The sequence below is a fragment of the Pseudomonas sp. S10E 269 genome (assembly GCF_002798465.1).
Classification (GTDB): Bacteria; Pseudomonadota; Gammaproteobacteria; order Pseudomonadales; family Pseudomonadaceae; genus Aquipseudomonas; species Aquipseudomonas pergaminensis.
Genome location: NZ_PHIJ01000001.1, coordinates 5,071,004 through 5,093,784 on the forward strand (window position 1 = coordinate 5,071,004; position 22,781 = coordinate 5,093,784).

General features: G+C 62.7%; 26 protein-coding genes. 9 read left to right on the forward strand and 17 right to left on the reverse strand.

Annotated elements, in window-relative coordinates:
• Positions 1-10 precede the first annotated feature (10 nt).
• Positions 11-739, reverse strand: a complete 729-nt coding sequence (locus CWC48_RS23615) for a murein L,D-transpeptidase catalytic domain family protein (protein WP_078048866.1) — start codon at positions 737-739, stop codon at positions 11-13.
• Positions 740-779: 40 nt separating this feature from the next.
• On the opposite strand from CWC48_RS23615, the gene CWC48_RS23620 reads away from it, so the two are divergent.
• A complete protein-coding gene (locus CWC48_RS23620) occupies positions 780-2,375 on the forward strand; it encodes a murein L,D-transpeptidase (RefSeq protein ID WP_100490449.1) in 1,596 nt (531 codons plus the stop codon).
• Positions 2,376-2,392: 17 nt separating this feature from the next.
• Here CWC48_RS23620 and CWC48_RS23625 read toward each other — a convergent pair whose 3' ends face one another.
• Positions 2,393-2,899 carry an AAA family ATPase gene (locus CWC48_RS23625; RefSeq protein ID WP_100490450.1) on the reverse strand — a complete coding sequence of 169 codons (507 nt, stop codon included), beginning with the start codon at positions 2,897-2,899 and terminating at the stop codon, positions 2,393-2,395.
• 72 nt (positions 2,900-2,971) lie between these two features.
• Here CWC48_RS23625 and dapF point away from each other — a divergent pair, with 72 nt between their 5' ends.
• On the forward strand, positions 2,972-3,775 hold the full coding sequence (dapF, locus tag CWC48_RS23630) for a diaminopimelate epimerase (protein WP_100490451.1): 804 nt from the start codon (positions 2,972-2,974) through the stop codon (positions 3,773-3,775).
• Here the strand turns inward: dapF and CWC48_RS23635 are convergent.
• Together CWC48_RS23635 and CWC48_RS23640 are read right to left on the reverse strand one after the other, a co-directional pair.
• Entirely contained in the window at positions 3,763-4,905 is a 1,143-nt protein-coding gene (locus CWC48_RS23635; RefSeq protein ID WP_100492449.1) for a PAS domain-containing sensor histidine kinase, read from the reverse strand. The genes dapF and CWC48_RS23635 overlap by 13 nt on opposite strands.
• Positions 4,895-5,710 carry an alpha/beta fold hydrolase gene (locus tag CWC48_RS23640; protein WP_099491745.1) on the reverse strand — a complete coding sequence of 272 codons (816 nt, stop codon included), beginning with the start codon at positions 5,708-5,710 and terminating at the stop codon, positions 4,895-4,897. Before CWC48_RS23640 ends, CWC48_RS23635 begins: the two co-directional genes overlap by 11 nt.
• A gap of 129 nt (positions 5,711-5,839) precedes the next feature.
• On the opposite strand from CWC48_RS23640, the gene CWC48_RS23645 reads away from it, so the two are divergent.
• Complete coding sequence (locus tag CWC48_RS23645) at positions 5,840-7,039, forward strand: YgcG family protein (protein WP_100490452.1); 1,200 nt, start codon at positions 5,840-5,842, stop codon at positions 7,037-7,039.
• A 5-nt stretch (positions 7,040-7,044) separates the two neighbouring features.
• On the opposite strand, the gene CWC48_RS23650 is transcribed toward CWC48_RS23645, so the two are convergent.
• The 5 genes from CWC48_RS23650 to CWC48_RS23670 all read right to left on the reverse strand — a co-directional run bounded on the left by CWC48_RS23650 (position 7,045) and on the right by CWC48_RS23670 (position 10,971).
• Entirely contained in the window at positions 7,045-7,722 is a 678-nt protein-coding gene (locus tag CWC48_RS23650) for a class I SAM-dependent methyltransferase (protein WP_100490453.1), read from the reverse strand.
• A 132-nt stretch (positions 7,723-7,854) separates the two neighbouring features.
• Positions 7,855-8,280, reverse strand: a complete 426-nt coding sequence (locus tag CWC48_RS23655) for a GNAT family N-acetyltransferase (protein ID WP_100490454.1) — start codon at positions 8,278-8,280, stop codon at positions 7,855-7,857.
• Positions 8,281-8,282: 2 nt separating this feature from the next.
• Complete coding sequence (locus CWC48_RS23660; RefSeq protein WP_100490455.1) at positions 8,283-8,774, reverse strand: GNAT family N-acetyltransferase; 492 nt, start codon at positions 8,772-8,774, stop codon at positions 8,283-8,285.
• Positions 8,775-8,957: 183 nt separating this feature from the next.
• Complete coding sequence (locus CWC48_RS23665; RefSeq protein WP_100490456.1) at positions 8,958-9,368, reverse strand: ASCH domain-containing protein; 411 nt, start codon at positions 9,366-9,368, stop codon at positions 8,958-8,960.
• 187 nt (positions 9,369-9,555) lie between these two features.
• Complete coding sequence (locus CWC48_RS23670; protein ID WP_100490457.1) at positions 9,556-10,971, reverse strand: cytosine permease; 1,416 nt, start codon at positions 10,969-10,971, stop codon at positions 9,556-9,558.
• Positions 10,972-11,189: 218 nt separating this feature from the next.
• Here CWC48_RS23670 and CWC48_RS23675 point away from each other — a divergent pair, with 218 nt between their 5' ends.
• Complete coding sequence (locus tag CWC48_RS23675) at positions 11,190-12,101, forward strand: LysR substrate-binding domain-containing protein (RefSeq protein ID WP_065907639.1); 912 nt, start codon at positions 11,190-11,192, stop codon at positions 12,099-12,101.
• 44 nt (positions 12,102-12,145) lie between these two features.
• Here the strand turns inward: CWC48_RS23675 and argE are convergent, their stop codons facing one another.
• The 4 genes from argE to CWC48_RS23695 are packed head-to-tail and all read right to left on the reverse strand — an operon-like array spanning position 12,146 to position 15,743.
• Positions 12,146-13,291: an acetylornithine deacetylase gene (gene argE / locus CWC48_RS23680; protein WP_100490458.1), complete on the reverse strand. Its 1,146-nt coding sequence runs from the start codon at positions 13,289-13,291 to the stop codon at positions 12,146-12,148.
• Complete coding sequence (locus tag CWC48_RS23685; RefSeq protein WP_100490459.1) at positions 13,288-13,965, reverse strand: DUF1028 domain-containing protein; 678 nt, start codon at positions 13,963-13,965, stop codon at positions 13,288-13,290. Before CWC48_RS23685 ends, argE begins: the two co-directional genes overlap by 4 nt.
• A 10-nt stretch (positions 13,966-13,975) precedes the next feature.
• The gene (locus CWC48_RS23690; RefSeq protein WP_003207327.1) at positions 13,976-14,386 is read right to left on the reverse strand and encodes a RidA family protein; all 411 of its coding nucleotides are present in this window, start codon (positions 14,384-14,386) and stop codon (positions 13,976-13,978) included.
• 25 nt (positions 14,387-14,411) lie between these two features.
• Positions 14,412-15,743, reverse strand: a complete 1,332-nt coding sequence (locus CWC48_RS23695; protein WP_371857049.1) for a flavin-containing monooxygenase — start codon at positions 15,741-15,743, stop codon at positions 14,412-14,414.
• 139 nt (positions 15,744-15,882) lie between these two features.
• Between CWC48_RS23695 and CWC48_RS23700 the strand changes: the two genes are divergently transcribed.
• Positions 15,883-16,317 carry a GNAT family N-acetyltransferase gene (locus tag CWC48_RS23700; protein ID WP_099491729.1) on the forward strand — a complete coding sequence of 145 codons (435 nt, stop codon included), beginning with the start codon at positions 15,883-15,885 and terminating at the stop codon, positions 16,315-16,317.
• Here the strand turns inward: CWC48_RS23700 and CWC48_RS23705 are convergent.
• Entirely contained in the window at positions 16,314-16,916 is a 603-nt protein-coding gene (locus CWC48_RS23705) for a response regulator transcription factor (RefSeq protein ID WP_078048852.1), read from the reverse strand. The genes CWC48_RS23700 and CWC48_RS23705 overlap by 4 nt on opposite strands.
• A 114-nt stretch (positions 16,917-17,030) precedes the next feature.
• On the opposite strand from CWC48_RS23705, the gene CWC48_RS23710 reads away from it, so the two are divergent.
• The gene (locus tag CWC48_RS23710) at positions 17,031-18,644 is read left to right on the forward strand and encodes a hybrid sensor histidine kinase/response regulator (RefSeq protein WP_100490460.1); all 1,614 of its coding nucleotides are present in this window, start codon (positions 17,031-17,033) and stop codon (positions 18,642-18,644) included.
• Here the strand turns inward: CWC48_RS23710 and CWC48_RS23715 are convergent.
• Positions 18,634-18,969, reverse strand: coding sequence for a hypothetical protein (locus CWC48_RS23715; protein ID WP_033896666.1), 336 nt, complete (start codon positions 18,967-18,969; stop codon positions 18,634-18,636). The two genes, CWC48_RS23710 and CWC48_RS23715, sit on opposite strands and share 11 nt — an antisense overlap.
• Before the next feature lie 175 nt (positions 18,970-19,144).
• Here CWC48_RS23715 and CWC48_RS23720 point away from each other — a divergent pair, with 175 nt between their 5' ends.
• The gene (locus CWC48_RS23720) at positions 19,145-19,615 is read left to right on the forward strand and encodes a GNAT family N-acetyltransferase (protein ID WP_078048850.1); all 471 of its coding nucleotides are present in this window, start codon (positions 19,145-19,147) and stop codon (positions 19,613-19,615) included.
• A gap of 32 nt (positions 19,616-19,647) precedes the next feature.
• On the opposite strand, the gene CWC48_RS23725 is transcribed toward CWC48_RS23720, so the two are convergent.
• Positions 19,648-20,136, reverse strand: coding sequence for an HIT family protein (locus CWC48_RS23725; RefSeq protein WP_078048849.1), 489 nt, complete (start codon positions 20,134-20,136; stop codon positions 19,648-19,650).
• 125 nt (positions 20,137-20,261) lie between these two features.
• Here CWC48_RS23725 and CWC48_RS23730 point away from each other — a divergent pair, with 125 nt between their 5' ends.
• On the forward strand, positions 20,262-20,591 hold the full coding sequence (locus tag CWC48_RS23730; RefSeq protein ID WP_078048848.1) for a DHCW motif cupin fold protein: 330 nt from the start codon (positions 20,262-20,264) through the stop codon (positions 20,589-20,591).
• On the opposite strand, the gene CWC48_RS23735 is transcribed toward CWC48_RS23730, so the two are convergent.
• A complete protein-coding gene (locus tag CWC48_RS23735; RefSeq protein ID WP_100490461.1) occupies positions 20,578-21,609 on the reverse strand; it encodes an NADP-dependent oxidoreductase in 1,032 nt (343 codons plus the stop codon). The two genes, CWC48_RS23730 and CWC48_RS23735, sit on opposite strands and share 14 nt — an antisense overlap.
• 86 nt (positions 21,610-21,695) lie before the next feature.
• Between CWC48_RS23735 and CWC48_RS23740 the strand changes: the two genes are divergently transcribed.
• Positions 21,696-22,631 (forward strand): LysR family transcriptional regulator, encoded by a 936-nt coding sequence (locus tag CWC48_RS23740; protein ID WP_100490462.1) that lies wholly within the window; start codon positions 21,696-21,698, stop codon positions 22,629-22,631.
• The last annotated feature ends 150 nt before the right edge of the window (positions 22,632-22,781 follow it).

Here is a 22,781-nt window from a genome sequence, read left to right on the forward strand (position 1 = left end):
TGGGGACAGGCTATCCGCCACGGATTGTACGACTACTCGCCACCTGCTGGGGTTTGCAATTGAGGTACGTCGAGGACTTCAGCCAACGTTGGTCGGGATACCAGGAAAACATGAACTGCCCATCCTTGAGCTTGTCCACCACTTGGCGCGCCACCTGCGGGCGCACGGCCGGGCAACCCTGGCTGCGGCCGATACGGCCTTCGCGCTTGCTCCACAGGGGGCTCACGTAGTCGGCGGCGTGGATGACGATGGCGCGGTCGCGGGCCAGGTCATTGAAACCCGGCTCCAGGCCATCCATGCGCAGCGAGTAGCCGTGGGTGCCCAGGTAACTTTCCTGGGTGCGGAACAGGCCCAGGCTGGACTGGTGGCTGCCTTCGAGGTTGGAGAACTGGGTGGCGAAGTTTTCCCCGGACTTGGCGCCATGGGCAACCAGGTCGCGCAGCACCAGGGTCTTCTTGCGCAAATCGAAGATCCACAGCCGACGGGCGGTCGAAGGCTGGGAGTAGTCAATAACCGCTAGGCGCTCGGAACGTTCCTCGCCATTATTGACTGCGCACTGCACCGCGTTCAGGGCGCTTTTGAGTACAGTGGGATTGAGTTCTGGAGCCGAGCGCGCCAGGCTGCTATACAAGGAAGGAGGAGTGCCATTGGCGGCGAGCGCAGTCGTGCTCAAAGCGGCCAGGCTCACGGTGATCAAGCCCAGGGTGGTCATCCCGAGCCGGCACATAAAAGTCAGCATCTACAGTACATCCCCCCACTGTGGATTGGAGCAAAGTCAATTGTTCAAAAAACACGCATGTTACTTGAGCATTTGCCTGCTCGTTGCACCATTGGTCGCGACAGCCGACGCGCTGCCGGTCGAGCCGTTGCCGGTCACAACGCCGGCGCCGGTCGATCTGGCGCCGGTCCAACAGGCCCTGGCGCAACTGCCCAGTGTCTGCCCCGGTCTGGCGCCGCAGATCGACGCCGCCGCCCAACTGCGCCTGCAAGCTTTCTACCAACAGCAGGGTAATGTGCCGTTGTGGTCCGCCGACGAGCGTCGCCAAGCCCTGCAATCTCAGTTGTTGCTGCTGGCCGATGACGGCCTGGACCCCACCCACTATAGCCTGCCTGCAGCGGATGCCACGGCCAACGTGCTGTGCAGCGATATCGACACCAGCCAGCACTACCTGCAAGCCCTGCAGGATTTGCACTACGGGCGCCTGGAGCAATCGCGCTTCGAACCGCTGTGGCATTCCCAGCCGCCGACCCGCGACCCCAGCATTGACGTGCTGGCCTTTGCCGCCACGGGCCTGCAAGACATGGCCCAAGCGTTCGACCAGGCCCGGCCCAGCGCCGATTTGTACCGCAGCCTGCGCAATGCCTATTCCACCGTGCGCCAGCAGCCGTTGCCGCATTGGGACCCGGTCGCCACGGGCCCGCTGCTGCGTCCCGGCATGGAAGACCCGCGCGTTCCGGAGCTGGCGCGGCGCCTGATCAGTGGCGGCTACCTGGCCAAGGCGCCCAGCGGCAAGCAATACCGCGACGACCTGGTCAAGGCGGTCAAGGCGTTCCAGCTCAGCCATTCGCTGCAGGCCGATGGCGTGATCGGCGCCGGTACCGTGGCCGAACTCAACATCAGCCCGGCCGTGCGTCGCGAACAACTGCGCATCAACCTTGAGCGCTTCCGCTGGCTGGCCCAGGACCTGGAGCCCGAAGGTGTGCTGGTCAACGTCGCCGCCGCGCAATTGAGCGTGTACCAGAGCGGCATTCCCGTGTGGCAAACCCGCCTGCAAGTCGGTCGCGCCGAACGCCAGACGCCGCTGCTGAAATCGCGCATCACCCGGCTGACCCTCAACCCGACCTGGACCATCCCGCCCACCATCATGCGCGAGGATAAACTCCCGGCGATCCGCCTCAACCCCGAATACCTGCGCCAGCAGAACCTGCAAGTGCTCGACGCCGAAGGCCACCCGCTGGCGCCGGAACAGATCGACTGGGCGCGCCCCGGCAATATCCTGCTGCGCCAGGAAGCCGGCCCCCGCAACCCGCTGGGCAAGATCGTGATGCGCTTCCCCAACCCGTACTCGGTGTACCTGCACGACACGCCGAGCCAGCCACTGTTCACCAAGGGGCCGCGGGCATTCAGCTCAGGCTGTGTCAGGGTTGAACAACCTTTGTTGCTGCGGGATCTGCTGGTGAGCCCGGCCGAACGCGCCCGCACCGATGAACTGCTGGCCACCGGCGTAACCCATGAATTCAGGCTGGCCACGCCGGTGCCGGTGCTGCTGGGCTACTGGACGGTGGAGGTCGACCGCCAGGGCGGCTTGGTGTATGCGCCGGATATCTACGCGCGCGATCTGGTGTTGATGAAGGCGATGGGGAGTGTGCTTTGAGGCGCAAGAGGGCGAGATTACCGGGGTGAGCGGGCAAGCCTGCTCACCACAGTTACCGCCTGCTCCGGCGTCATGAGGGCAGTGTCGATCTCTAGGGGCCCGCTCTCCCACGCTTCATATTCGTGTGCGAGAACGGACTGCCAGGTGGGTGGAATCAGGCCGGGAATGTCGCCTGTTCGGGTTTCTACCCGTCGTTGATGTTCCTCCCGGTCTGAGCAGGTCACCAGGATATCCAGCAACACCACCTTTGCCGCCGCAGCGACGGCCTTCCACGCCTCTCGGCTTTCCCTGACCGGGTTCACGCAGTCCGCCACCACGGTGTGCCCCACCTGCAGATTGCTCAACGCCAGCGCATTCGCTACGCCGTAGCCGCTGGCACCCACATCGCCGGCCAGTACGCCGGCCTTGCGGATCGCCTGTTCGATCACGTCGATACGCAGGTAAACCGCGCCGGTCTGGCGCGCCAGTTCGCGGGCGATGGTGGTCTTGCCAGTGCCGGGCAGTCCGCTGAAGACAATGAGCATGGAGAGGTCTCATGAAATTGGGCCAGTCAGGGTATCCTTCAGTGCCCCCACAGGTCGACCACAGGACACCCGATGCTTCTGCCGTTCGTGAAAATGCATGCCCATGGCGACGATTTCATCATCGTTGATCGCCGTGGCCTGGATGATCCCATCACCGCGAAGGTCGCCCGCCAGCTGGGCGATCGTCATACCGGGATCGGCTTCAACCAACTGGCCGTGGTGCTCGACTGTGACGATGCCGCCGCGCGCGTCAAGTTCTGGAACCCCAACGGCACGCCGCTGGCCACCTGCGGCAGCGCCACCCGTGGCGTGGCCGACCGTTTGATGCATGAAACCGGCACGGCGTCGGTGGTGTTGCGAACCGACCGGGGCTTGCTGACCTGTGTACGTGCGCCGGGGCAACACGTCTCGGTGAACATGGGCGAACCGTCGCTGGACTGGTCGGCGGTACCGCTGGCCGAGGCCGTGGACACGCGCACCTTGCCCATCGAGGGCAACCCGGCGGCGTGCAGCATGGGCAACCCACATTGCACGTTTTTTGTCGATGACATTGCGGCTGTCGACGTGGCGGCCGTGGGGCCTGCGCTGGAAACGCACCCGCTGTTCCCGGCCAAGACCAATGTGCATTTCGTGCAGGTACTTGATCGTGGCCATATCCGCCTACGCATCTGGGAGCGCGGCGGCGGCGTGCCGTTGGGGTCTGGCTCGTGCTGCTGCGGGGCCGTGGTCAATGGGATCCGGCGAGGATTGCTGGATGCCACCGTGCAGGTGCAGTGCGATGGCGGCACAGTGACCGTGCACTGGGACGGGCAGGGCGGGGTGGTGTTGACCGGGCGCGTGGAGCCGGTGCTGCAGGGCAGTGCTTATTTGCCCTGAAACGTCACCGTAAAGGTGGTACCGCCCACCGCACAGGACTTCACCGCCACATCCCCGCCATGCACCCTGGCCAACTCGCGCACGATGTACAGGCCCAGGCCCACGCTGCGCACATCGCTGCCTTGGTCGGTGCCACGGGTCATGGGTTCGAACAGCCCGGCCAGCAAGCTTTCGGGAATCGGTTCGCCGTAGTTGTGCACGGACACTTCACACGCGCCATCGCACAGCCGTGACGTGACCGTGATCGGCCGCTGCAGGTCGCCATAGGCCACGCTGTTGGCCACCAGGTTGCCAATGATCTGCTGCACACGGTCGGCGTCCAGGCTCGCGTCGCCTTGGCCTTCGCTGTGATGCTCCAGCGTCGCCTTGTGGAACGCCACGCGCAGTTCATCCACGGCGCGATGGATCACGCTGTGCAGATCCAGGGGGGCCGCCTTGATGCTGATGCCCTGGCCGACCCGGGCCTGGGTAAAGTCCAGCAGGTCGGCGATCATGCGTTGGGCGCGTTCGGATGACTGGCCGATATGCCCCAGCAACTGGCGCTCCTTGGGCGTGCGTTCGCTGCGGCTGAGAAAGTCGGAGGCCATGCGAATCGCCGTGAGCGGGTTTTTCAGGTCGTGGCTGACAATCGCTACCATCTGTTCAGCGAACAGCGCGCGGCGTTGGGAAACGGCGTAGGCCTCGCGCAGCTCGGCCTGAGCCTGCTTCAGGGCCAGTTCGGTGGCGGTTTTTTCCTGCAACAACGCTTCGGCCAAGTTGCGGGCGTTGAGCAGCTCGCGTTCGTACTTGTCGCGGTCGGTGGTGCCGAACAATGCCAGGTCGTACACCACGCTGTCGGCCTGTTCACGCTGGATGCCGTTGAGCAGTATGGTGACCTTGTGGCCGTCGCGGTGCAACATGTCGAGCTTCACTTCGGTGACGCTGCCATGCATGCGCAACATCGGGGCCAGGTGAGTCTGGTGGAAGATGCGTCCGCCCATGGTCAGTAAATCCTGGAAACGCTTGCCGCACAGCTCGGTGTTGCTGAACCCCAGCCACTCGCTGAAGCGCGCGTTGGCTTGCAGGATCATGCCATCTGGCGCGGTGACGGCCAGGGCGCAGGCCGCGCTGTCGAATAGGTCAGCTGGCACGCGCAACCGCCCAGGGTGCCAGGAAATCGTCCATGGCTGCTGCGCAGGCCTGTGGCGCGCTCATGTGCGGGCAATGGCCGATGTTCTCCACCAGGCAATAGCGGCTATGGGACAGCACGCTGTGCAGGTATTCGCCTACGGCGACGGGGGCGATCAGGTCATCGGTGGATTGCAGGATCAACACCGGGGTGGCCAGGCCGATCACGTCCTGGCGGTTGTCCGACATGAACGTCACCCGCGCGAATTGCTTGGCGATCTCAGGTTCAGTGCGGCAGAAACTCTCGGTCAACGCTTCGCCCAGCGCCGGTTGATCCGGTGCGCCCATGATCACCGGGGCCATGGCGCTGGACCAGCCGAGGTAGTTGCTGTCGAGGGTGTCGAGCAGGTCCTCGATATCGCCGCGTTTGAAGCCGCCGATGTAGCCGTCTTCATCGATATAGCGCGGCGATGGCCCGATCATCACATGGGCACTGATGCGGCCGGGGGCCAGGCGGTCGGCGAGGGCGCCGATCATTGCGCTGACCGAATGCCCCACCAGGATCACCGGGCCGACGGCGTAGGCCTCGATGATTTCATTGAGATCACGGGCGTAGCCTTCCAGCGTGCCGTACTTGGCCTTGTCGAAGGCGCCCAAGTCTGACAGCCCCGCGCCCACCAGGTCGTACATCACCACGCGAAAGCGTTCCAGGAAATGCGGCGCCAGGTAGTTCCACATGGCCTGGTTGCAGCCGAACCCGTGGGAAAACACCAGGGTCGAGGTCCCGTTGCCCATCACGCTGACATTGTTACGGTGGAGTAAGTCCATGGTTTTTCTCGGTTGTGGCGTATTGCTATGACTGCAGGGAGTTTAGATAGTCACAGCCGTGGGGTCACGCGTTATAGCGCCGTTAAGGTAAAGTCGCCGCCTTCAGGAAGAAATTTCAGGTAACAAAGCATGATGGCGATTTTGCGGCAATCCGTGTTGAGCCTGGTAGCGCTGGTGGTCTTTGGCCTGCTGGGCAACGCCCAGGCAGGCACTTCGCCCATCGGCGTGGCCCTTGACCAGCGGGTGATCGACCTCACCAACACCCTGGATGCCGCCACCACCACCCGTCTGAAAAACCAGCTCGCCGACCTCGAACAGCGCAAAGGTTCGCAAGTGGCCGTGCTGCTGGTGCCCACCACCGGCGGCGCGAGCATCGAGGATTACGCCAACCAGCTGTTCCGCGCCTGGAAGCTGGGCCGCAAGGACATCAATGACGGCATCCTGCTGGTGGTGGCCAAGGAGGACCGCAAGGTGCGCATCGAAGTCGGCTATGGCCTGGAAGGCACGGTCACGGATTTGCTGGCCCATCGCATTATCGAAGAACACATCACGCCGGCGTTTCGCCAAGGGGATTTCGCGGGCGGTGTGTCCCAGGGCGTGAACGACCTGGTGGTGCTGGTAGACGGTGGTGATCTGCCCAAGATCGCGGGGCGGGGGATCAATCCCCAGTTCATTGCAATACTGCTGGCGTTTGTCATCGGCGCGGTTGGCGGTGTGCTGATCAGTGCCGGCAAGCTGCACTGGCGCCGCGCCTTGATTGCAACGGTGGCGGCCACCGTGCTGCTCGCGATCCTGGGCGGAGGGCGCGACTGGCTGGTGTTCTTGCTGGTGATGCCGTTGACCCTGCTCATCGGTGGCGCAACCTTCGGCGCATTGTGGATGGCACGCTCGGTGTTTTACTGCGTCGTCGGGCTGCTGGCGTACATCCTTGTGTTGGTGGTGATTGATCGTCAGTACGCCGACGTCAACTTCATCCATTGGCTGGTATTTCCGCTGGGTGCGCTGGTGGTGCTGGGTTTGTACCTGGTGCTGCTGGTGATCATGAAGGCCGCCTGGAAGCAAAGTCGCGTGGGGTTTGTCGCGCGGCTGTCGGCAGCGGTGGGGGTGTATGTGGCAGCGGGGGTGTTGATAGAATTCGGCCGTGACGGCTGGCTGTACGCGTTCCCGATTGCCTCGTTTGCGGCGCTGTTCATCTTTGGCAAGACCGGCGGTGGCTCTGGGTCGAGCGATGGGTCGAGCTCGGGATCCAGCAGCTCCAGTTCCAGCAGCTCCAGCTCCTCCGGTGGCGGTGGTTCCAGTGGCGGCGGCGGGGCGTCCGGGAGTTGGTAGAGCCGCTAGCGCGGTTTGTAGCCTACCCAGCCTCTAAAGCTGAAGCCGGCGTAGAACAACTCGACACCCTCGAACCCGGCTTCTGTCATCAGGGCTTGATCAGCCTCGGGTGACAGCACCGGCAATTTCTCACTGATCGCCGCAATCGCCCGCTCGGCATCTGCTGCTGGCACGCCCGAATCCACCGCAAACGCGGCGTAGCGCTTCAGCCAGCGGGCCTTATCGTCCGCCGCCTGCGGGAAGCTGTGATGCGCCACCATCAGCGGCGCGCCCGGTAACAGGCGTAACCACAATGCCTTGAGGGTTTGCAGGCGCTGTTCGGCTGGGATGAAGTGCAAGGTCAGCAGGCAGGTGGCGCCGTCGAAAGGTCCCAGCGGGGCGGTGTCGATATAGCCTTCGTGCAATTGAGTTCGCGCATTCAACGGACCCAAGGTGGCCTCTGCCAGCTTCAGCATCTCGGCCGATGGGTCTACCCCCACAAAACGCCAGCCCGGTTCCGCGTCGGCAAAGCGCTTCAACTCCAGGCCACCGCCCGCGCCCAACACCAGCACCTTGCCCGTGACCGGCACGCGTTCGCGCAGCAGCAGGGTGGTCATGCGTTGCAGCCCATCGAAACCCGGCACCAGGCGCACGGGCCCCTCGGCGTAACGGGCGACGGCATCGGGGTCGGAAAAAAAGCTCATGCTGGGCTCCTGGACATTGGGCAGGGGTAAACCCTACTGCGGCAAGCCCGCACTGGCAACATTCGCAAGCGGCGGAGAATGGCGCGGCGCAGAGGGGGGCGGCTGCTGGGTTGTTTGGCAAAACCCTGAACGTCACAGCACCTTGGACAGAAATACCCGGCTGCTGCCTTCGGGCTCGCACGGGATCTCGCCGAAGCGTACCCAGCCGTGCTTCTCGTAAAACCCAGGTGCCTGGAAACTCAGGGTGTACAGCACCGCGTTTGTGCAACCCCGACGCCGGGCTTCATCTTCGAAGGCTTGCAGTAACTGACTGCCGAGCCCCGTGCCCCGTAATGAATCGGGCAGGTGGAACAGGTCGAGGAACGCCGTGCCCAACGTGGTTTTACCGGTGATGCCGCCGAGGACCTGCCGGGTGTCGGGGTCCTTGATCAGCACCGTCAGCAGGCACCGGTCGTTGTAGCCGGTGATGGCTTTATTGAAGGCCGCGAGACCGCTGCCCAAGATGCGCTCGGCGTCGGGGTTGGGTTGGTCGCTGATGTCGATGCGCGGTGTGTTCATTGCTAGAGCGCCATCTCCATCTCATGCCACGCCATGCCACCGTGATCCGACGGCGACGGCTGCACGTACTGGTACCCCATGCGCTCATACAGCGGCACGTGGTGCTGCTTGCACATCAAGTGAATCGTCTGCTTGCCCATCGCCCGCATGCGCTGCACAAATTCGGTCATCAGCAGCTTGGAGTAACCCTTGCCCTGATGCGCCGGGTCGACCACCACCGACATGATCACCACGTTCGGCGCATCGGCCGAATGGCCCACCAACTCCTTGAACGCCTCGTCGGACATCACCACCTTGTGGGCGCAACCGCAGTTGATGAAACCCACCACCGCGTCATCCGCCTCCAGGATCAGAAAGCCTTGCGGGTACTGCGCAATACGCGTGGCGATCTTCTCCAGGGTCGCGGCTTCGTCGCCTTCGTAGGCGGTGGTTTCGATTTCAAAGCAACGGGCGGCGTCGGCGGGGAGGGCGTTGCGGAAGGTGAGGGTGGGCATGGGCGTTTCCTGGGGCGTTGAGCGAAAGGCCACATGATAGACAAACATCACACGCCAGGCACTGAAACGGTATTCCCTGTAGGAGATGTCGAGCTTTAGCGAGGCTGCGATGGCGCCGGTATTGCGGCTACTTTTTTGCCTGACCCACCGCCATCAGTTGGGTTGGCAAGTAAGCCTTATCGTTTACAGCACGTCCACCAACTCAAATTCTTCCGCCACAAGTTCCATTGCCTCATCGAACGAGCCCTCTCTTTGGAAAAAATCTTTATGGCCCTGCCTCCAGTACCTGAGGCTGAGATCCCCTTCGCCTTCCTTCCGTGCGAACGCTTGATCGACGTCGCAGTAACGAATGATTTGCATCGAAATAACTCGAACCACACAGACAGGTTCGTTCCTGCTGTTAAGGATAATGCTGTAACTGCCAACAGTGGTTGATTCATCTTCTGCCTTGAAGGATGACAGTGAACAGCAGGTGGCTGTTTTTATTCCTTTAGCGACACGGTCGGCCAACTCATCCGCCATTTCTGGAGTATCACCAAATGGCCAGGCAGTGGCTCCGGGGTATTGACGCTTTAAATCATCAATAAGGCTCATCACTAAATCCTTTTAAATCATGTTATTGGCTGTCGCATTAGTGTCCATTCAGCCCACAGGGTCAAGACCAACGTCACACACAAACCCTCTACCTCATTGCAACAGCAAAAACCACCCATGCCCCGGCCCTAAAGCCGGCGTATGGGTGGTTTCTCCAATCACGCTCTAAAAGCAGCAGGCGGGCGCCTCAAACCCCTCCCACCAACTTCCCCCCATCCATCCGCCGCTTATACGCACTGTCCCGACTCGCCAACCAGAAGTACAACGGCGACGTCACCACCAACCCCACCACCCAAGACAAATCCGCGCCGTTGATGTGTTCCGAAATCGGCCCCACGTACAGGGGCGTGTTCATGAACGGAATCTGCACCACAATCCCAATCCCATATGCCAACAACGCCTGCGGGTTGTACCGGCCGTAGATCCCGCCGTCCACGCGGAAGATCGAGGCAATGTCGTACTTGCCCTTATGGATGGCGTAGAAGTCGATCAGGTTGATCGCCGTCCACGGCACCAGGACCACCAGCAACACCAGCACCATGTCGACGAAGTGGCCGATGAAGTCTTTCGAGGCGAACACCGCCGCAATCGCGCAGGCTGCCAGCACCAGGATCGAGATCAATGCACGGCTTTTTGCCGTGGGAATCCAGCGGTACGCAAAGGTCTGCACCAGGGTGATGATCGACAGCACGGCGCCATACAGGTTGAGGGCGTTGTGGCTGATCACGCTGAGCAGGAACAACACCAGCATCAACGGGCCGATGGCGCCAGTGGCGAGTTTGACCGCGTCCATGGTGTCCATGCCGATCGGGGTGGCGAGGACGGCAACGGCGCCAAAGATGAACGACAGACTGGAGCCCAGCGCCGAGCCGAGGTAGGTGGTCCAGAAGGTGGAGGCAACCGGTACATCGGCCGGCAGGTAGCGCGAGTAGTCGGAGACGTAGGGCGCGAATGCGATCTGCCACAACGCCGCCAGGGACACGGTCGCCAGCACGCCTGCGATGTTGAATTCACCGCGCGTCAGGAAGTCCGTGGTCTGCAGGTGGGTGAAGATGTAGCCGAACCCCAGCACGATCCCGGCGCCCAGCACCCAGGTGCCGATGCGGTTGAGCACGTGGATGAAGCGGTAGCCGATGATGCCGATGATCCCGGAACCGATCGCACCGATCACGATGCCTACCGGTACGGGCACGACGTCGACCACACCGTGCAGGGATTTACCCGCGAGCACGATGTTGGAGGCAAAAAAACCGATGTACATGACGCCGGCGATCACCACCACCAGCAAGGCGCCGAGGGAGCCGAACTGGGCGCGGCTCTGGATCATTTGCGGAATGCCCATCTGCGGGCCCTGGGCCGAGTGCAGCGCCATCAGCACGCCGCCGACCAGGTGGCCGACAAGAATGGCGACGATGCCCCACACCAGGTTGAGGTGAAACAGTTGCACACCCAGTGCGCCCGTGACGATGGGCAACGGCGCGATGTTGCCGCCGAACCACAGGGTGAACAGGTCTCTTACCTTTCCATGGCGATCTTCCGGGGGCACGTATCCAATCGTGTGTTTTTCGATAAGCGGGGCGGAGGATGTTGCAGTGGTAACCATGACGAGCTCCAAGGCAAGGTGAGTACGTTGACGTACTTCGCTGTGCGCCACCGGCGTGGCGCTTTGTTGTTGGTGTGATGATCTGCAATGGGCGCGGGGAGGTAAATTAGTAAGTTTGTTGCTATAGACCTTAAAAAATATAGCTCGCGCCTTGCCGCGCTCCGGTATGTTGCCTACACCTGTTTTGCGGGCGAAGTCCCACGTTTTTGGAGGTCCCGATGGCTGCCTATAACCTGCGCCAACTCAGATATTTCGTCACCACGGCCGAGTGCGGCAGTGTCGCCGAGGCGTCGCGCAAGCTGTATATCGCGCAGCCGTCGGTGTCCACGGCGATCAAGCAGCTCGAAGACAGCTTTGGCGTGCAGTTGTTTATCCGTCATCACGCCCAGGGCGTGTCGCTCACCCCCAGCGGCGCGCGGTTTTATCGCAAAGCGCTGGAACTGCTGCGGGTGGCCCATGAGTTCGAGCAGAACGCCCTGGCGGACAATGATGTGGTGGCCGGGCAGATCGATATCGGCTGCTTTGAAACCGTGGCGCCACTCTACCTGCCGCGCCTGATCGCCGGTTTCAAGGCGCGTTGGCCGGGGGTGGAGATCCGTATTCGTGATGGCGAACAGCAGGAGCTGGTGCAAGCGCTGACGGCGGGCAGCATCGATGTGGCCATGCTGTTCGAGCACGACTTGGGCGCCACCATCGAGACCACGCCGTTGATGCCGCCGCAGCAACCTTATGCGCTGTTGCCGGCCGATCATCGCTTTGCGCAACAAGCCAAGGTGTCGCTGGCAGACCTGGTGCTGGAACCGATGATTCTGCTGGACGTGCTGCCCAGCCGGACCTACTTCGTGAGCATCTTTGAAGAGCGCGGGCTGACGCCGAATATCGTGTTCAGCTCGCCGTCGATCGAGATGGTGCGGGGCATGGTGGGGCGGGGGTTCGGCTTTTCGATTCTGGTGACCAAGCCGTTCACTGAGTACACCTATGATGGGCAAAAGGTGGCGTGTGTGCCGCTGGCGGAGACGGTGACCGGCTCAGGCTTGTCAGCGGTATGGTTACGGCGGGCGCCGCTGACCAAACCGGTGCAGCTCTTCGTCGACTACTGCCGCGAAGAACTCGCCCGCCTGCTCGGGTGAAAAAAATCCCCTGTAGGAGCCGGCTCCTACAGGGGAACGGTGATCTACGCGCGAATCGAGTCCAGCATCCGCCCCAGCATCGCGTCACACCCCGCCAGTTGTTCCAGGCTCACAAACTCATCCGGCTTATGCCCCTGGTCCATGCTCCCCGGCCCGCACACCACCGTGGGAATGCCCACGGCGTCGAACAACCCACCCTCGGTCCCAAACGCTACCGTACCGAACGCCCGCGAGCCGGAAAACGCGGCGATCAACTCCGCCGCCTGGCTGCGCTCATCGGTGACCAACCCGGGGTACGCCGACAACTCGGTAAAGCGAATCGCACTCTGCGCGCTCACCGCCTGCATGCGCGGCAACACTTGTTGCTCGGCGTAGGCCTTCAGTTCGTCAGCCACTTCGGCTGGATCCTGCGACGGCAACGCACGCACTTCAAAATCAAACCGGCAATCCGCCGGCACGATATTCAACGCCTTGCCGCCGCTGATCACCCCGGTCTGGACCGTGCTGAACGGTGGATCAAAGCGCGCATCCTGTGTCTCTCGCAGGCGCTGGCCGATCCGTCCCAGCTCGCCGATCAACTCGGCGGCGTGTTCGATCGCATTCACCCCATACGGCGCATAGGCCGAATGACACGCTTCGCCATGCACGTCGCAGCGCATCGCCAGTTTGCCCTTGTGGCCAAGCACCGGCTTGAGTTCGGTGGGTTCGCCGATGATGCACAGCATGGGTTTCACTGGCCGTTCTTCAAGCACCTTGAGTAACGAACGCACGCCCAGGCAACCGACTTCTTCGTCATAGGACAGTGCGATGTGCACCGGCATCCGCAGCGGCGCCGCGACCAACGCCGGCACCAGTGCCAACACGCAGGCGATATAACCCTTCATGTCGGCGGTGCCGCGGCCGAACAGCTTGCCGTCGCGTTCGGTCAGCTCGAACGGCGGTACGGTCCAGGGCTGGCCGTCCACCGGTACCACATCGGTGTGTCCCGACAGCACGATCCCCGGCAACTCAACCGGGCCCACGCTGGCAAACAAATTGGCCTTGCTGCGATCTTCGTTGTAGACCAACTCGCTGGATACCCCGAAACCGGCCAGGTAATCGCGTACAAACTCGATCAGTTGCAGGTTTGACTCGCGACTGGTGGTGTCAAACCCCACCAGCGTCTGCAGCAGTTCGCGGCTGCTGCTCATCGGTCGTCTCCCGCTACGCCGTAGCCGGGCGAACGGTCCGGGGCGAGGGCGCGGTCGATGTAGTCCTGCACTTGCGGGCGGTAAGCGTCCCAAAGTTTTTGCAGCGATCGGATCGGTTGTTCATCGGCCCAGTCCACCCGCAAATTGATGATCGGCCAGGTCAGTTCGCCCACCACCACCAGCGCGGCGGAATGCACCGGGCCCGCTTCGCCACCGGCGGCAATGGCGGCGTGCATGGCTGCCATCAACCGGTCCGCCAACTGGCCTTCGCCTTGCTCGAAGGCGCTGACCATGGCCTCGATCACCGCACGGTCGGCAAGCATATTGCCCGCCGCCACGCACTGTTCGCCCGACACCGCATTATGGGTGCCGAGGGTTTCACTGCCGCTGAAATGCACGCTACGCCCCAGGTGATCAATCGCCGTGAGTTGCCGGTACTGGCTGTAGCCGTTGCGGGTCAGTGCCGTGTCGATGGCCTCGGCGGGGGCCAGGCCTTGTTCCAGCAAGTCGAGCACGTCCGGGCCCAGGGCCGGCAGCGTAATATTCTGGGTCGACACCGCACCCACGCCTGGGCGCAGCCACGGGCAACGGGCGCCCACGGCGATGCTCGACGAGCTGATGGCAATGCCCAGTTGGCCGGTTTCGGCGCACCGGCCGACGATTGAAAAGGTCATGTGCGGCTCCTTACTCGGGGATAACGGCGATCACATCGATTTCCATCAACCACTGCGGCTGGCCGAGGGCCGACACCACCAGCCCGGTGGAGATCGGGAACACGCCCTTGAGCCACTTGCCGACTTCCTGGTACACCGGCTCGCGGTAGCGCGGGTCGATCAGGTAGGTGGTGGTCTTGACGATATGGCTGAGGTCGCTGCCGGCTTCCTCCAGCAGTTGCTTGACGTTTTTCATCGCTTGCTCGGCCTGGGCACGCGGGTCGCCAAGGCCGATCAGGTTGCCGTCGAAATCGGTGCCGACCTGGCCGCGTACATACACGGTATTGCCAGCGCGCACGGCCTGGCACAGGTCGTTGTCCAGGCTCTGGTTGGGGTAGGTTTCCTTGGTGTTGAACATACGGATACGAGTGTGAGTAGGCATCAAAAAAACTCCGACAATAAAGTGATCAGGCGCTGACAGGGGAGGGGCGAGCCACCGGCGCGGCTTCGCGGTACTCAAGGTATTGACGCTGGATGGCGATGTGGTCGGCGACGTACTTGGCGTCGTGCCACACCCCCCAGATAAACGACGAACCACGGCGTGACTGCCACGGCAGGCCCAGGAAGTAGATCCCGGCCTCGCTGGACACGCCGCGCTGGTGCTGGGGCTTGCCGGCGGCGTCGAAGGCCGCCACATTCAACCAGCTGTAGTCCACCGCAAAACCGGTGGCCCAGATGATCGAGGTGACGCCGGCCTTGGCCAGGTCCAGTTCCAGGATCGGGTTCTTGATGCAGTCCGCGTCGGGGAACACGTGACGGGCTTCGGGCTCCAGCGGCAGGTCCAGGCCGTTGCGCTCGATGTAGGCATCGGCGGCATCCAGCAGGGCCAGGTAGTTTTCATCGCCGCGTGCGAGGTTTTCCACCAGGTTCGGCTGGAACGTGGCAACGTTGCCATTGAACGCTTGGGTCAGGCCGACCAGGGTCATGCCTTGCTGGGCCAGCTCGCGAAAGTCGATGGTTTTGCCGCCGTGTGCGCCGCTGACCGCAATGGTCACGTGTTCGCGGCCGGGCTTCATGGCTGCCTGGTCCCACTCGCCCAGTACACCCAGCCACCAGCAGAAGTCGCGGTTGCGGTAAGCGCGAGGCGGGCGGTCGTGGGCGCCGACCGAGAGGTACACCTGACGCCCGGAGCGCTGCAATTCATCGGCAATCTGCACGCCGGATGAACCGGCCCCCACCACCAGCACGGCGCCGGCTGGCAGTTGCGCGGGGTTGCGATAGTCGGCGGAGTGAATCTGGTGCAGCGCGGTGTCGTTGGGCGCGATGGCCGGGATCACCGGCTTCTGGAACGGCCCGGTCGCCGCCACTACCCGGTTGGCTTCGATCACACCTTCACTGGTGTGCACGGTAAAGCCAGGGCGGCCGACATTGCGGACCACCGACAACACGTCAACGCCGGTGCGGATCGGCGCATTGAACTTGCGGGCATAGGCTTCAAAGTAATCGGCCACGCGTTCCTTGGGCGCAAAGCCATCCGGGGCAACCGTGTCGAACTCCAGGCCGGGGAACCGGTCATGCCAGGCCGGCCCGTTGGCCACCAGCGAATCCCATCGCCCGGTGCGCCAGCGCTCGGCAATACGGCTGCGCTCCAGCACCAAGTGGGGTACGCCTTGCTTGCTCAGATGCTCGCTCATGGCCACGCCAGCTTGACCGGCGCCCACCACCAGGGTGTCTGTTTTTGTTATTGCTTCAGTCATGTCTCTGTCCTTGCGTAATGCAGTTGGATTCAGCGTTGGCATGACTTCAAGGCTAGGGGGAGGGGGGTTATAAATAAAATATTATTAAGCTGGGAAGTGAGCATAAATATCGGATGCAGAGCGCTGGGGCGCGTCACAAAAGTGTGCCAATCTGATCGGCCCTTCACCTCAGGCACAGCCCATGTTCAACCTTCGTGTGATGACCCCAGCCGACTACGACGCCGTTCTCGCCCTCATGCAAAACACCCCCGGTATCTCCCTGCGCGACGCCGACTCCCGTGAGGCCACCGAGCGCTACCTGGCACGCAACCCCGGCATGAGTTTTGTGGCCGAAGCCGAAGGTCAGTTGATCGCCTGCGTGATGTGCGGCCACGATGGGCGCCGTGGTTACCTGCAGCATTTGCTGGTACTGCCGGACTATCGCCGTCAAGGCATCGCGCAGGCGCTGACGCAACGTTGCCTCGACGTGCTAGCGCAACTGGGCATCCACAAATGCCACCTCGATGTGTTCAAGACCAACACCCGTGCCGCCCATTATTGGCAGGGTCAGGGCTGGACGCTGCGCACTGACATCGACCGCTATTCCTTCACCCGCCCCGGTGATGAAAACGCCTAGAACTCCCCGGAATACTTCACCGCGGCCGCCGCCCGGGAGGGCACATCCAGGGTGCGCAACAGCGACGACACATGAATGCGCACGGTGAACGGCGAGATAGCCAGGGCCTTGGCGATTTCCTTGTTGGTCTTGCCCTGGGCGATCAGGCGCAGCACGTCTTGCTGGCGGGCGGTGAGGGTGTGGGTGTCCAGCGGCAACAGGCCGGATGGGGCGAACTTGACCAGGACTTCACCGTCGCGGATCGCCAGCAACGCCTGGCCGATCTCGTCGGGGGCGATGTTCTTGCCGATGAAGCCGTCCGCGCCCAGGGCCATCACCTGGTCGATCAACGCCGGATCGTCCACCATCGACACCACGATCAATGTGGTGCGCCGTAATTGCTGGCGCAGTTCGACCAGTTGGCTCATGCAGGTCAGGCCGGGGAAGCGCAGGTCGAGGATCAGTGTGTCGATATCGCCGCCTTCGCGGATCAACGCAAGCACGCTGTCGAGGTCGCCGGCTTCCTGCACCTGGGCGTGCGGTAGCAGGCGCTGCACGGTGCGCAGCATGCCTTCGCGGAACATCGGGTGGTCATCGGCGATGATGATACGGCCGGTCATGGGGTGCTCCTCCCTGGGGCAGGGTTATGCCGTTGCATGCTACCTTACCACCGCGCTCAGGGCCTGCCTGTGGCGCATGACGGATTTGTTGATTGCCGCACAAGGACGTAACCCATGAGTCTTGAGACCAACTCCGAACTCGACCAGGCCAACCTGCGCATTGTGGTGGCCACCATCGCTGTCGTGTACATCACCGCTCTGGGCTTTTTGCCCGGACAGTCGATGGACACCTACCTGCCGGTGATCCTGTATATCGTCCTGTTCCTGCTCGCCTCCATCGCGTTGCGCCAGGTGATCGCACGTTGGCCCGGGCATTACCCGGCGCGGCGGATCTTCGGGATGCTCCACGACTACACCGGCACCTCGTTTGGCATGGTGGTGGGCGGCGAAGCGGCATTGCCGCTGTATGCGGTGATGGTCTGGGTCAACCTGGGCAACGGCATGCGCTATGGCTCGCGCTACCTGGCGATTGCCACGGCATTGGCGTTGCTGGCGCTGCTGGTGGTGTATCGGCTCACGCCGGTGTGGCAGGCGCAGCCTTTCATGGTGCTGATGCTGATGATCACCAGCACGGTGATCCCGGTGTACGCGCATATCCTGCTGGAGCGCACGCGCAAGGCATCCGAGCAGGCCATCGCCGCCAACCTGGAAAAATCCCGTTTCCTCGCCCAGGCCAGCCATGATTTGCGCCAACCCATCCACTCCATCGGCCTGTTCACCGCGTGCCTGCGCGAAGCCCGGCTGGGCGATGAAGAGCGGCGCCTGGTGGATAACATCGACCGTTCGCTGCTGAACGTGTCGCAATTGTTCCGCTCGATTCTCGACCTCTACACCCTCGACAACGGCCGCCTGCTGCCTAAATACCAGGCGGTGCACCTGGGCGAGTTCCTTGCCGACCTGGTGCGCCAGAACGCCGAGGCCGCGCGTTGGGCCGGGGTGGAGTTGCGCCTGCGGCCTTGCGCGCACTGGGTGCTGGTCGACCCGGCGCTGTTGGCGACCATGGTGCAGAACGTGCTGTCCAATTGCTTCAAATACGGTGCGCACCGCCCTGTGCTCATTGGCGTGCGCATTCGCGACGGCGGCTTGGCGGTGGAGATTCATGACCGGGGCCGGGGGATTGCCGAGGAGCATCTATCAAAGGTCTTCGAGGAGTTTTATCGAGTGCGCCACCTGCGTGACAAGGACGTCGAAGGCGTCGGCCTTGGACTGTCCATCGTCAAGCGCCTGGGGCAGTTGATGGGGGTGCAAGTAGGCCTGCGCTCACGGGTGGGCCATGGTACTTCTGTAAGCCTGTATGGCTTGACCCTGGCCTCTGCGCCACGTGCCACGGCACCGCGCGACGACACGCGCCAGGCCGGGCTCTTGACCGGGTTGAAGGTGTGCCTGGTGGAAGATGACCATAACGTACTGCTCGCCACCCAGGCGCTGCTGGAGCGCTGGGGGTGCGAGGTGCAGGCGGAGTCTTCGGGGCGTGCTCTGGTCAGTGACTGCGACATCATCGTCGCCGACTACGACCTGGGCAACCACGCTACTGGTATCGAATGCATCGATGCGCTGCGCGAGCAACGTGGCTGGGCCGTTCCTGCGCTGATTCTCACCGGGCATGACGTGGAGAGAATCCAGGCCGCCTTGCACGACCGCCGGATCGCCATTCTCTCCAAGCCGGTGCGTCCCGCCGAACTGCGCGGGACCTTGCGCGCCCTGAGCCAGCAGACAGTTACTGGGTGAAGCCCTGCAGTGGGTTACCGCGTGCACCTTTGGGTTGGCAGTAGGCCGCAGGCTTCATCATGCCAAAGCTGGCCACGGCGAACATGCCGCCGCTGGCACCGCTGGGCACTGAGCAGTTGTACTCGCCGGAGGCGGCACTGGCGACGTAGTAGGTGGTCATCGAGTCGCTGCGCACATTGGAAATACGCTTGACCGGTTCGCCCAGGTTGGTCTCCGACAGCGTCTTGAGGTGATCTTCGGTAGGTTTGATGTTGCTGCAGCCGGCGACGCCGATGATCAGGGCGCCCAACAGGGTGAGGCGGGTAACGGAGGATTGCAGTTTCATGGTGCTTCTTCCTTGGGGTTGTTATGGTTTTTCCAGCGCACAACGCGCCCACGCGCAAGAAATGCACGGTGCCGGAGGAGCGCTGGAAGTGCCGGGGAATATAGCGCCGCAGGGGGGAGGGGTCGATTAGCACAAGTGTGCTAATGGCACGATGATTTCATGGAAGGAGATACACATGCTGGAGATCAAACGCGCCAACCAGGAACATGCCCAAGTGGCGTTCGACATCCGTTTGCAGGCCATTCGCAGCCAGTGCATCGGCGCCTACACGCAGGCGCAAATGCTGCTGTGGACGCGGGGTAAAGCCGAAGACGGCTACAGCGCGCTGATGGACAAACCATTTTACCTGGGGTGGGTGCAGGGAGAGCCGGTGGCCACCGGCATGCTTGATCCGGACAACAACGAAGTCGGCGCATTGTTTGTGTTGCCTGGGTTCACCGGGCGCGGATATGGCAAGGCGATGCTCGATCACCTGGAGAGCGTTGCGCGGGAACAGGCGATTGAAACCCTGGTGCTGGATGCGACGTTGAATGCGGCGAGTTTCTATCGGGCCTGTGGGTACGTGGGTGATGAGCAGGCGATTTACCATTCGCCGTCGGGTTTGCAGTTGGCCTGTGTCCCGATGACCAAACACCTCACCTGCTGATACCACAGGGGATCTGTTTTAAGCTGGGCTTTTCACTCCGGTCTGAACGCAGCGCGCAATCGCGCGATCACCTGCTGCACGGATTCTCCCTGAACCGGCGGCGGCGTAGGGCTTTCCCCAAACTCCCGCCACACAAACAGCGTCAGTTCCGCGCCATCGGTCAAGGCCTGCGCCTGGCCCAGCGCGCCAAAACCTTGCAGCCGCCGATAGCGCTCATCCCGCCAGAACGCGTCCTCCACCCAGTCATACACCGGGATGAAATGAAAATGCAGCGGGAAGCCCGGCATGTGCCCATAGCGGCTGATATACAGCCATTTCGGCTCCAGCTGCGCCTCCATCACCCGCTGGGTCTTTGCCAGCAACCCGCCCAACTCGGTCAGCGCCGCTTCCGGCATGTCGGCCAGGGAGTGGGCTGGCGCCTTGGCGCCCAGCATCAGGTAACCGGGCAGTGCGGACGCCAGGTGGTGGTTGAGCCGCCAGTGTTCGGTTTCGTAAAGGACGTAGGTGGGGTCGATCTGCATAAGCGTATCCGTGAGAGCCGTGCAGGCAGGATACCTGTATCCCACAAAAGCGCTTGATCTGTGTCTATCGGCTGCCGCTCCAGGCCGATAGCCTCAAGCCCTGCACAACCATCATTGAGCCCATCATGGATCTGAACGCTGTTCCCTTTGGCACCACCGACTGGTCCACGGTCGAACCGGTTTCTCACCCTGGCGTGACGGGCAATGCCATATGGCGCACCGGTCACTTCGGCACGACCCGCGTGCGCATGGTCGAATACACCCCCGGCTACCTGGCGGATCATTGGTGCTGGCGCGGGCACATTCTGTTGTGCCTTGAAGGCGAGCTGCACACGGAGCTGGAAGACGGCCGCCAGTTCACCCTGACGGCCGGAATGAGTTACCAGGTGGGCAATGACATGGAAGGCCATCGCTCTTCGACGCGTGTCGGGGCGAAATTGTTTATTGTGGATTGAGGCGCACGATCAACTTGCCGAAGTTGCGCCCCTCCAGCAGTCCGATAAAGGCTTCGGGCGCCTGTTCCAGACCCTCGACAATGTCTTCGCGCCATTTGAGTTTGCCGTCGGCGATCCACTGTGCGGCCTCTTTGAGGAACCTGTCCTGTTGTTGATCGGCGAACTCGGTTTGGATAAACCCGCGTACGGTCAGGCTCTTGGCGAGAATGTCATGCATCGTGGCTGGCAGGCGATCAGCGGTGGCTTCCTGCAGGGCGCCATCGTTGTAGTGGGCGATCAGCCCGCACACCGGAATCCGCGCAAAGTCATTGAGCAGCGGCCGCACGGCATCCCAGACAGGCCCGGCGACGTTCTCGAAGTACACGTCGATGCCATTCGGGCATGCCCTGGCCAGTTGTTCGGCAAAGTCTGGGGCGCGGTGGTCGATGACCGCATCAAAACCCAGTTCGTCTTTCACAAACGCACACTTGTCCGCCCCACCCGCAATGCCCACGGCTCGGGCACCGTGCAGGCGAGCGATCTGGCCGACCACCGAGCCCACGGCCCCGCTGGCGGCTGCGACGACCACGGTGTCGCCGGATTTGGGTTGGCCAATGTTGAGCAGCCCGGCGTACGCCGTGAAGCCCGGCATGCCTAGCACGCCGAGGGCCGTGGTAAGGGGCGCGATGCTGGGGTCCAGGCGGCGCAGGTCGTGCCCGTCAGACACGGCAAAGCGCTGCCAGCCGGCGTAGGCCAGCACGAGGTCACCTTCGTGCCAGTCAGCGTGACGCGAGTGCGTGATACGCGCCACGGTGCCGCCCACCATCACTTCACCGATGCCGACGGGTTCGGCGTACGACTTGGCGTCGCTCATGCGCCAGCGCATGTACGGGTCGAGGGACAGGTAGAGATTTTCCAGCAGCACCTGGCCATCGGCAGGCGAGGGTATCGCAGCGTATTCGAGGCGAAAGTCGCTGGTTTTCGGGCGACCGTCGGGGCGAGCAGCCAATACGATGCGTGGGTTGCGGGGGTTATCCATGATGTTTGACTCACTGGTTGAACAGGCTGGGCAGCGTAGTCATCCGGTGGATATCAAGGTAGGGTGATAGCGGTTGATTCAGAGTTATGCCAAACATGATATCCGATGCCTTCGAACCCTATTTACTGCGCACCTTTGTCGCGGTGTGTCATCACGGCAGCCTCAGTGGCGCCGCGCAACAAGCGGGCAGGGCGCAATCGGCGCTGAGCGCCCAGATTCGCCGGCTCGAAGAACTGCTCGGGCAACGGCTTTTGCGCCGTACCGGGCGTGGGGTGGTGCCGACCACCGAGGGCGAACTGTTGCTCAGCTACGCCACGCGCATCCTGGCGCTGGGAGAGACGGTGGCGACACGTCTCAAGGAGCGCACGGTAATGGGCACCGTGCGCGTCGGCCTTTCGGAAGACGTGGCGGTCTCGGCTTTGCCGGCCGCGCTGGGGCGGTTGCGGCGTGCCAGCCCGCATGTGCACATGGACATCACCGTGGACCACGGCGATGCCCTCGCCGAACGCTGGCACGATGGCTTGCTCGACGTCGCCATCGGCGTGAGCTCGGTGTTTGCCGCCGACCCCGTGCAGACCTGGAACATGCCCCTGTATTGGGTAAGCGGGATTGACGATGAGATCGACCCGGCACTGGCGTTGGATGTGATCGTGTATGCCGAGCCCTGCGCGTGGCGGCGCCTGATGTTTGATGCGTTGTTGAGCGCCGGTCGGGACTTCCGGGTAACCGTCACCAGCCCGAATATCGGCGTGATCATGGCGGCGGTGGAGAGCGGCTTGGGGGTCGCCCTGTTGCCTGCCGAGAATATTCGCCTGGACACCATGCGCGTGATCGCCCTGGGGCCCAACGCTAACCCGGCGTTGAGCGTCAACTACGGGTTATTTGCGGTGCCGCGCCAGACCGATAGCATCCGCGCCACGGTGGCGTTGCTCAGCGAGAGTTTTCACCTGATGACGCAGCCAAGGGCAAGTGGCCTGATCCCTTTCGATACAGTCCACCCAATTCCTGTGCCAAGCCGATAAGACGCTCGTTTGGTGTGGTGAGCGGGCTTGCCCCGCGCTGGGCTGCGAAGCGGCCCTAAAACCATGCACCGCGTTCTTTCAGAGGGGGTTGAGTGCTCGTGGGTGGGGCCGCTTCGCGCCCCAGCGCGGGGCAAGCCCGCTTACCACAGC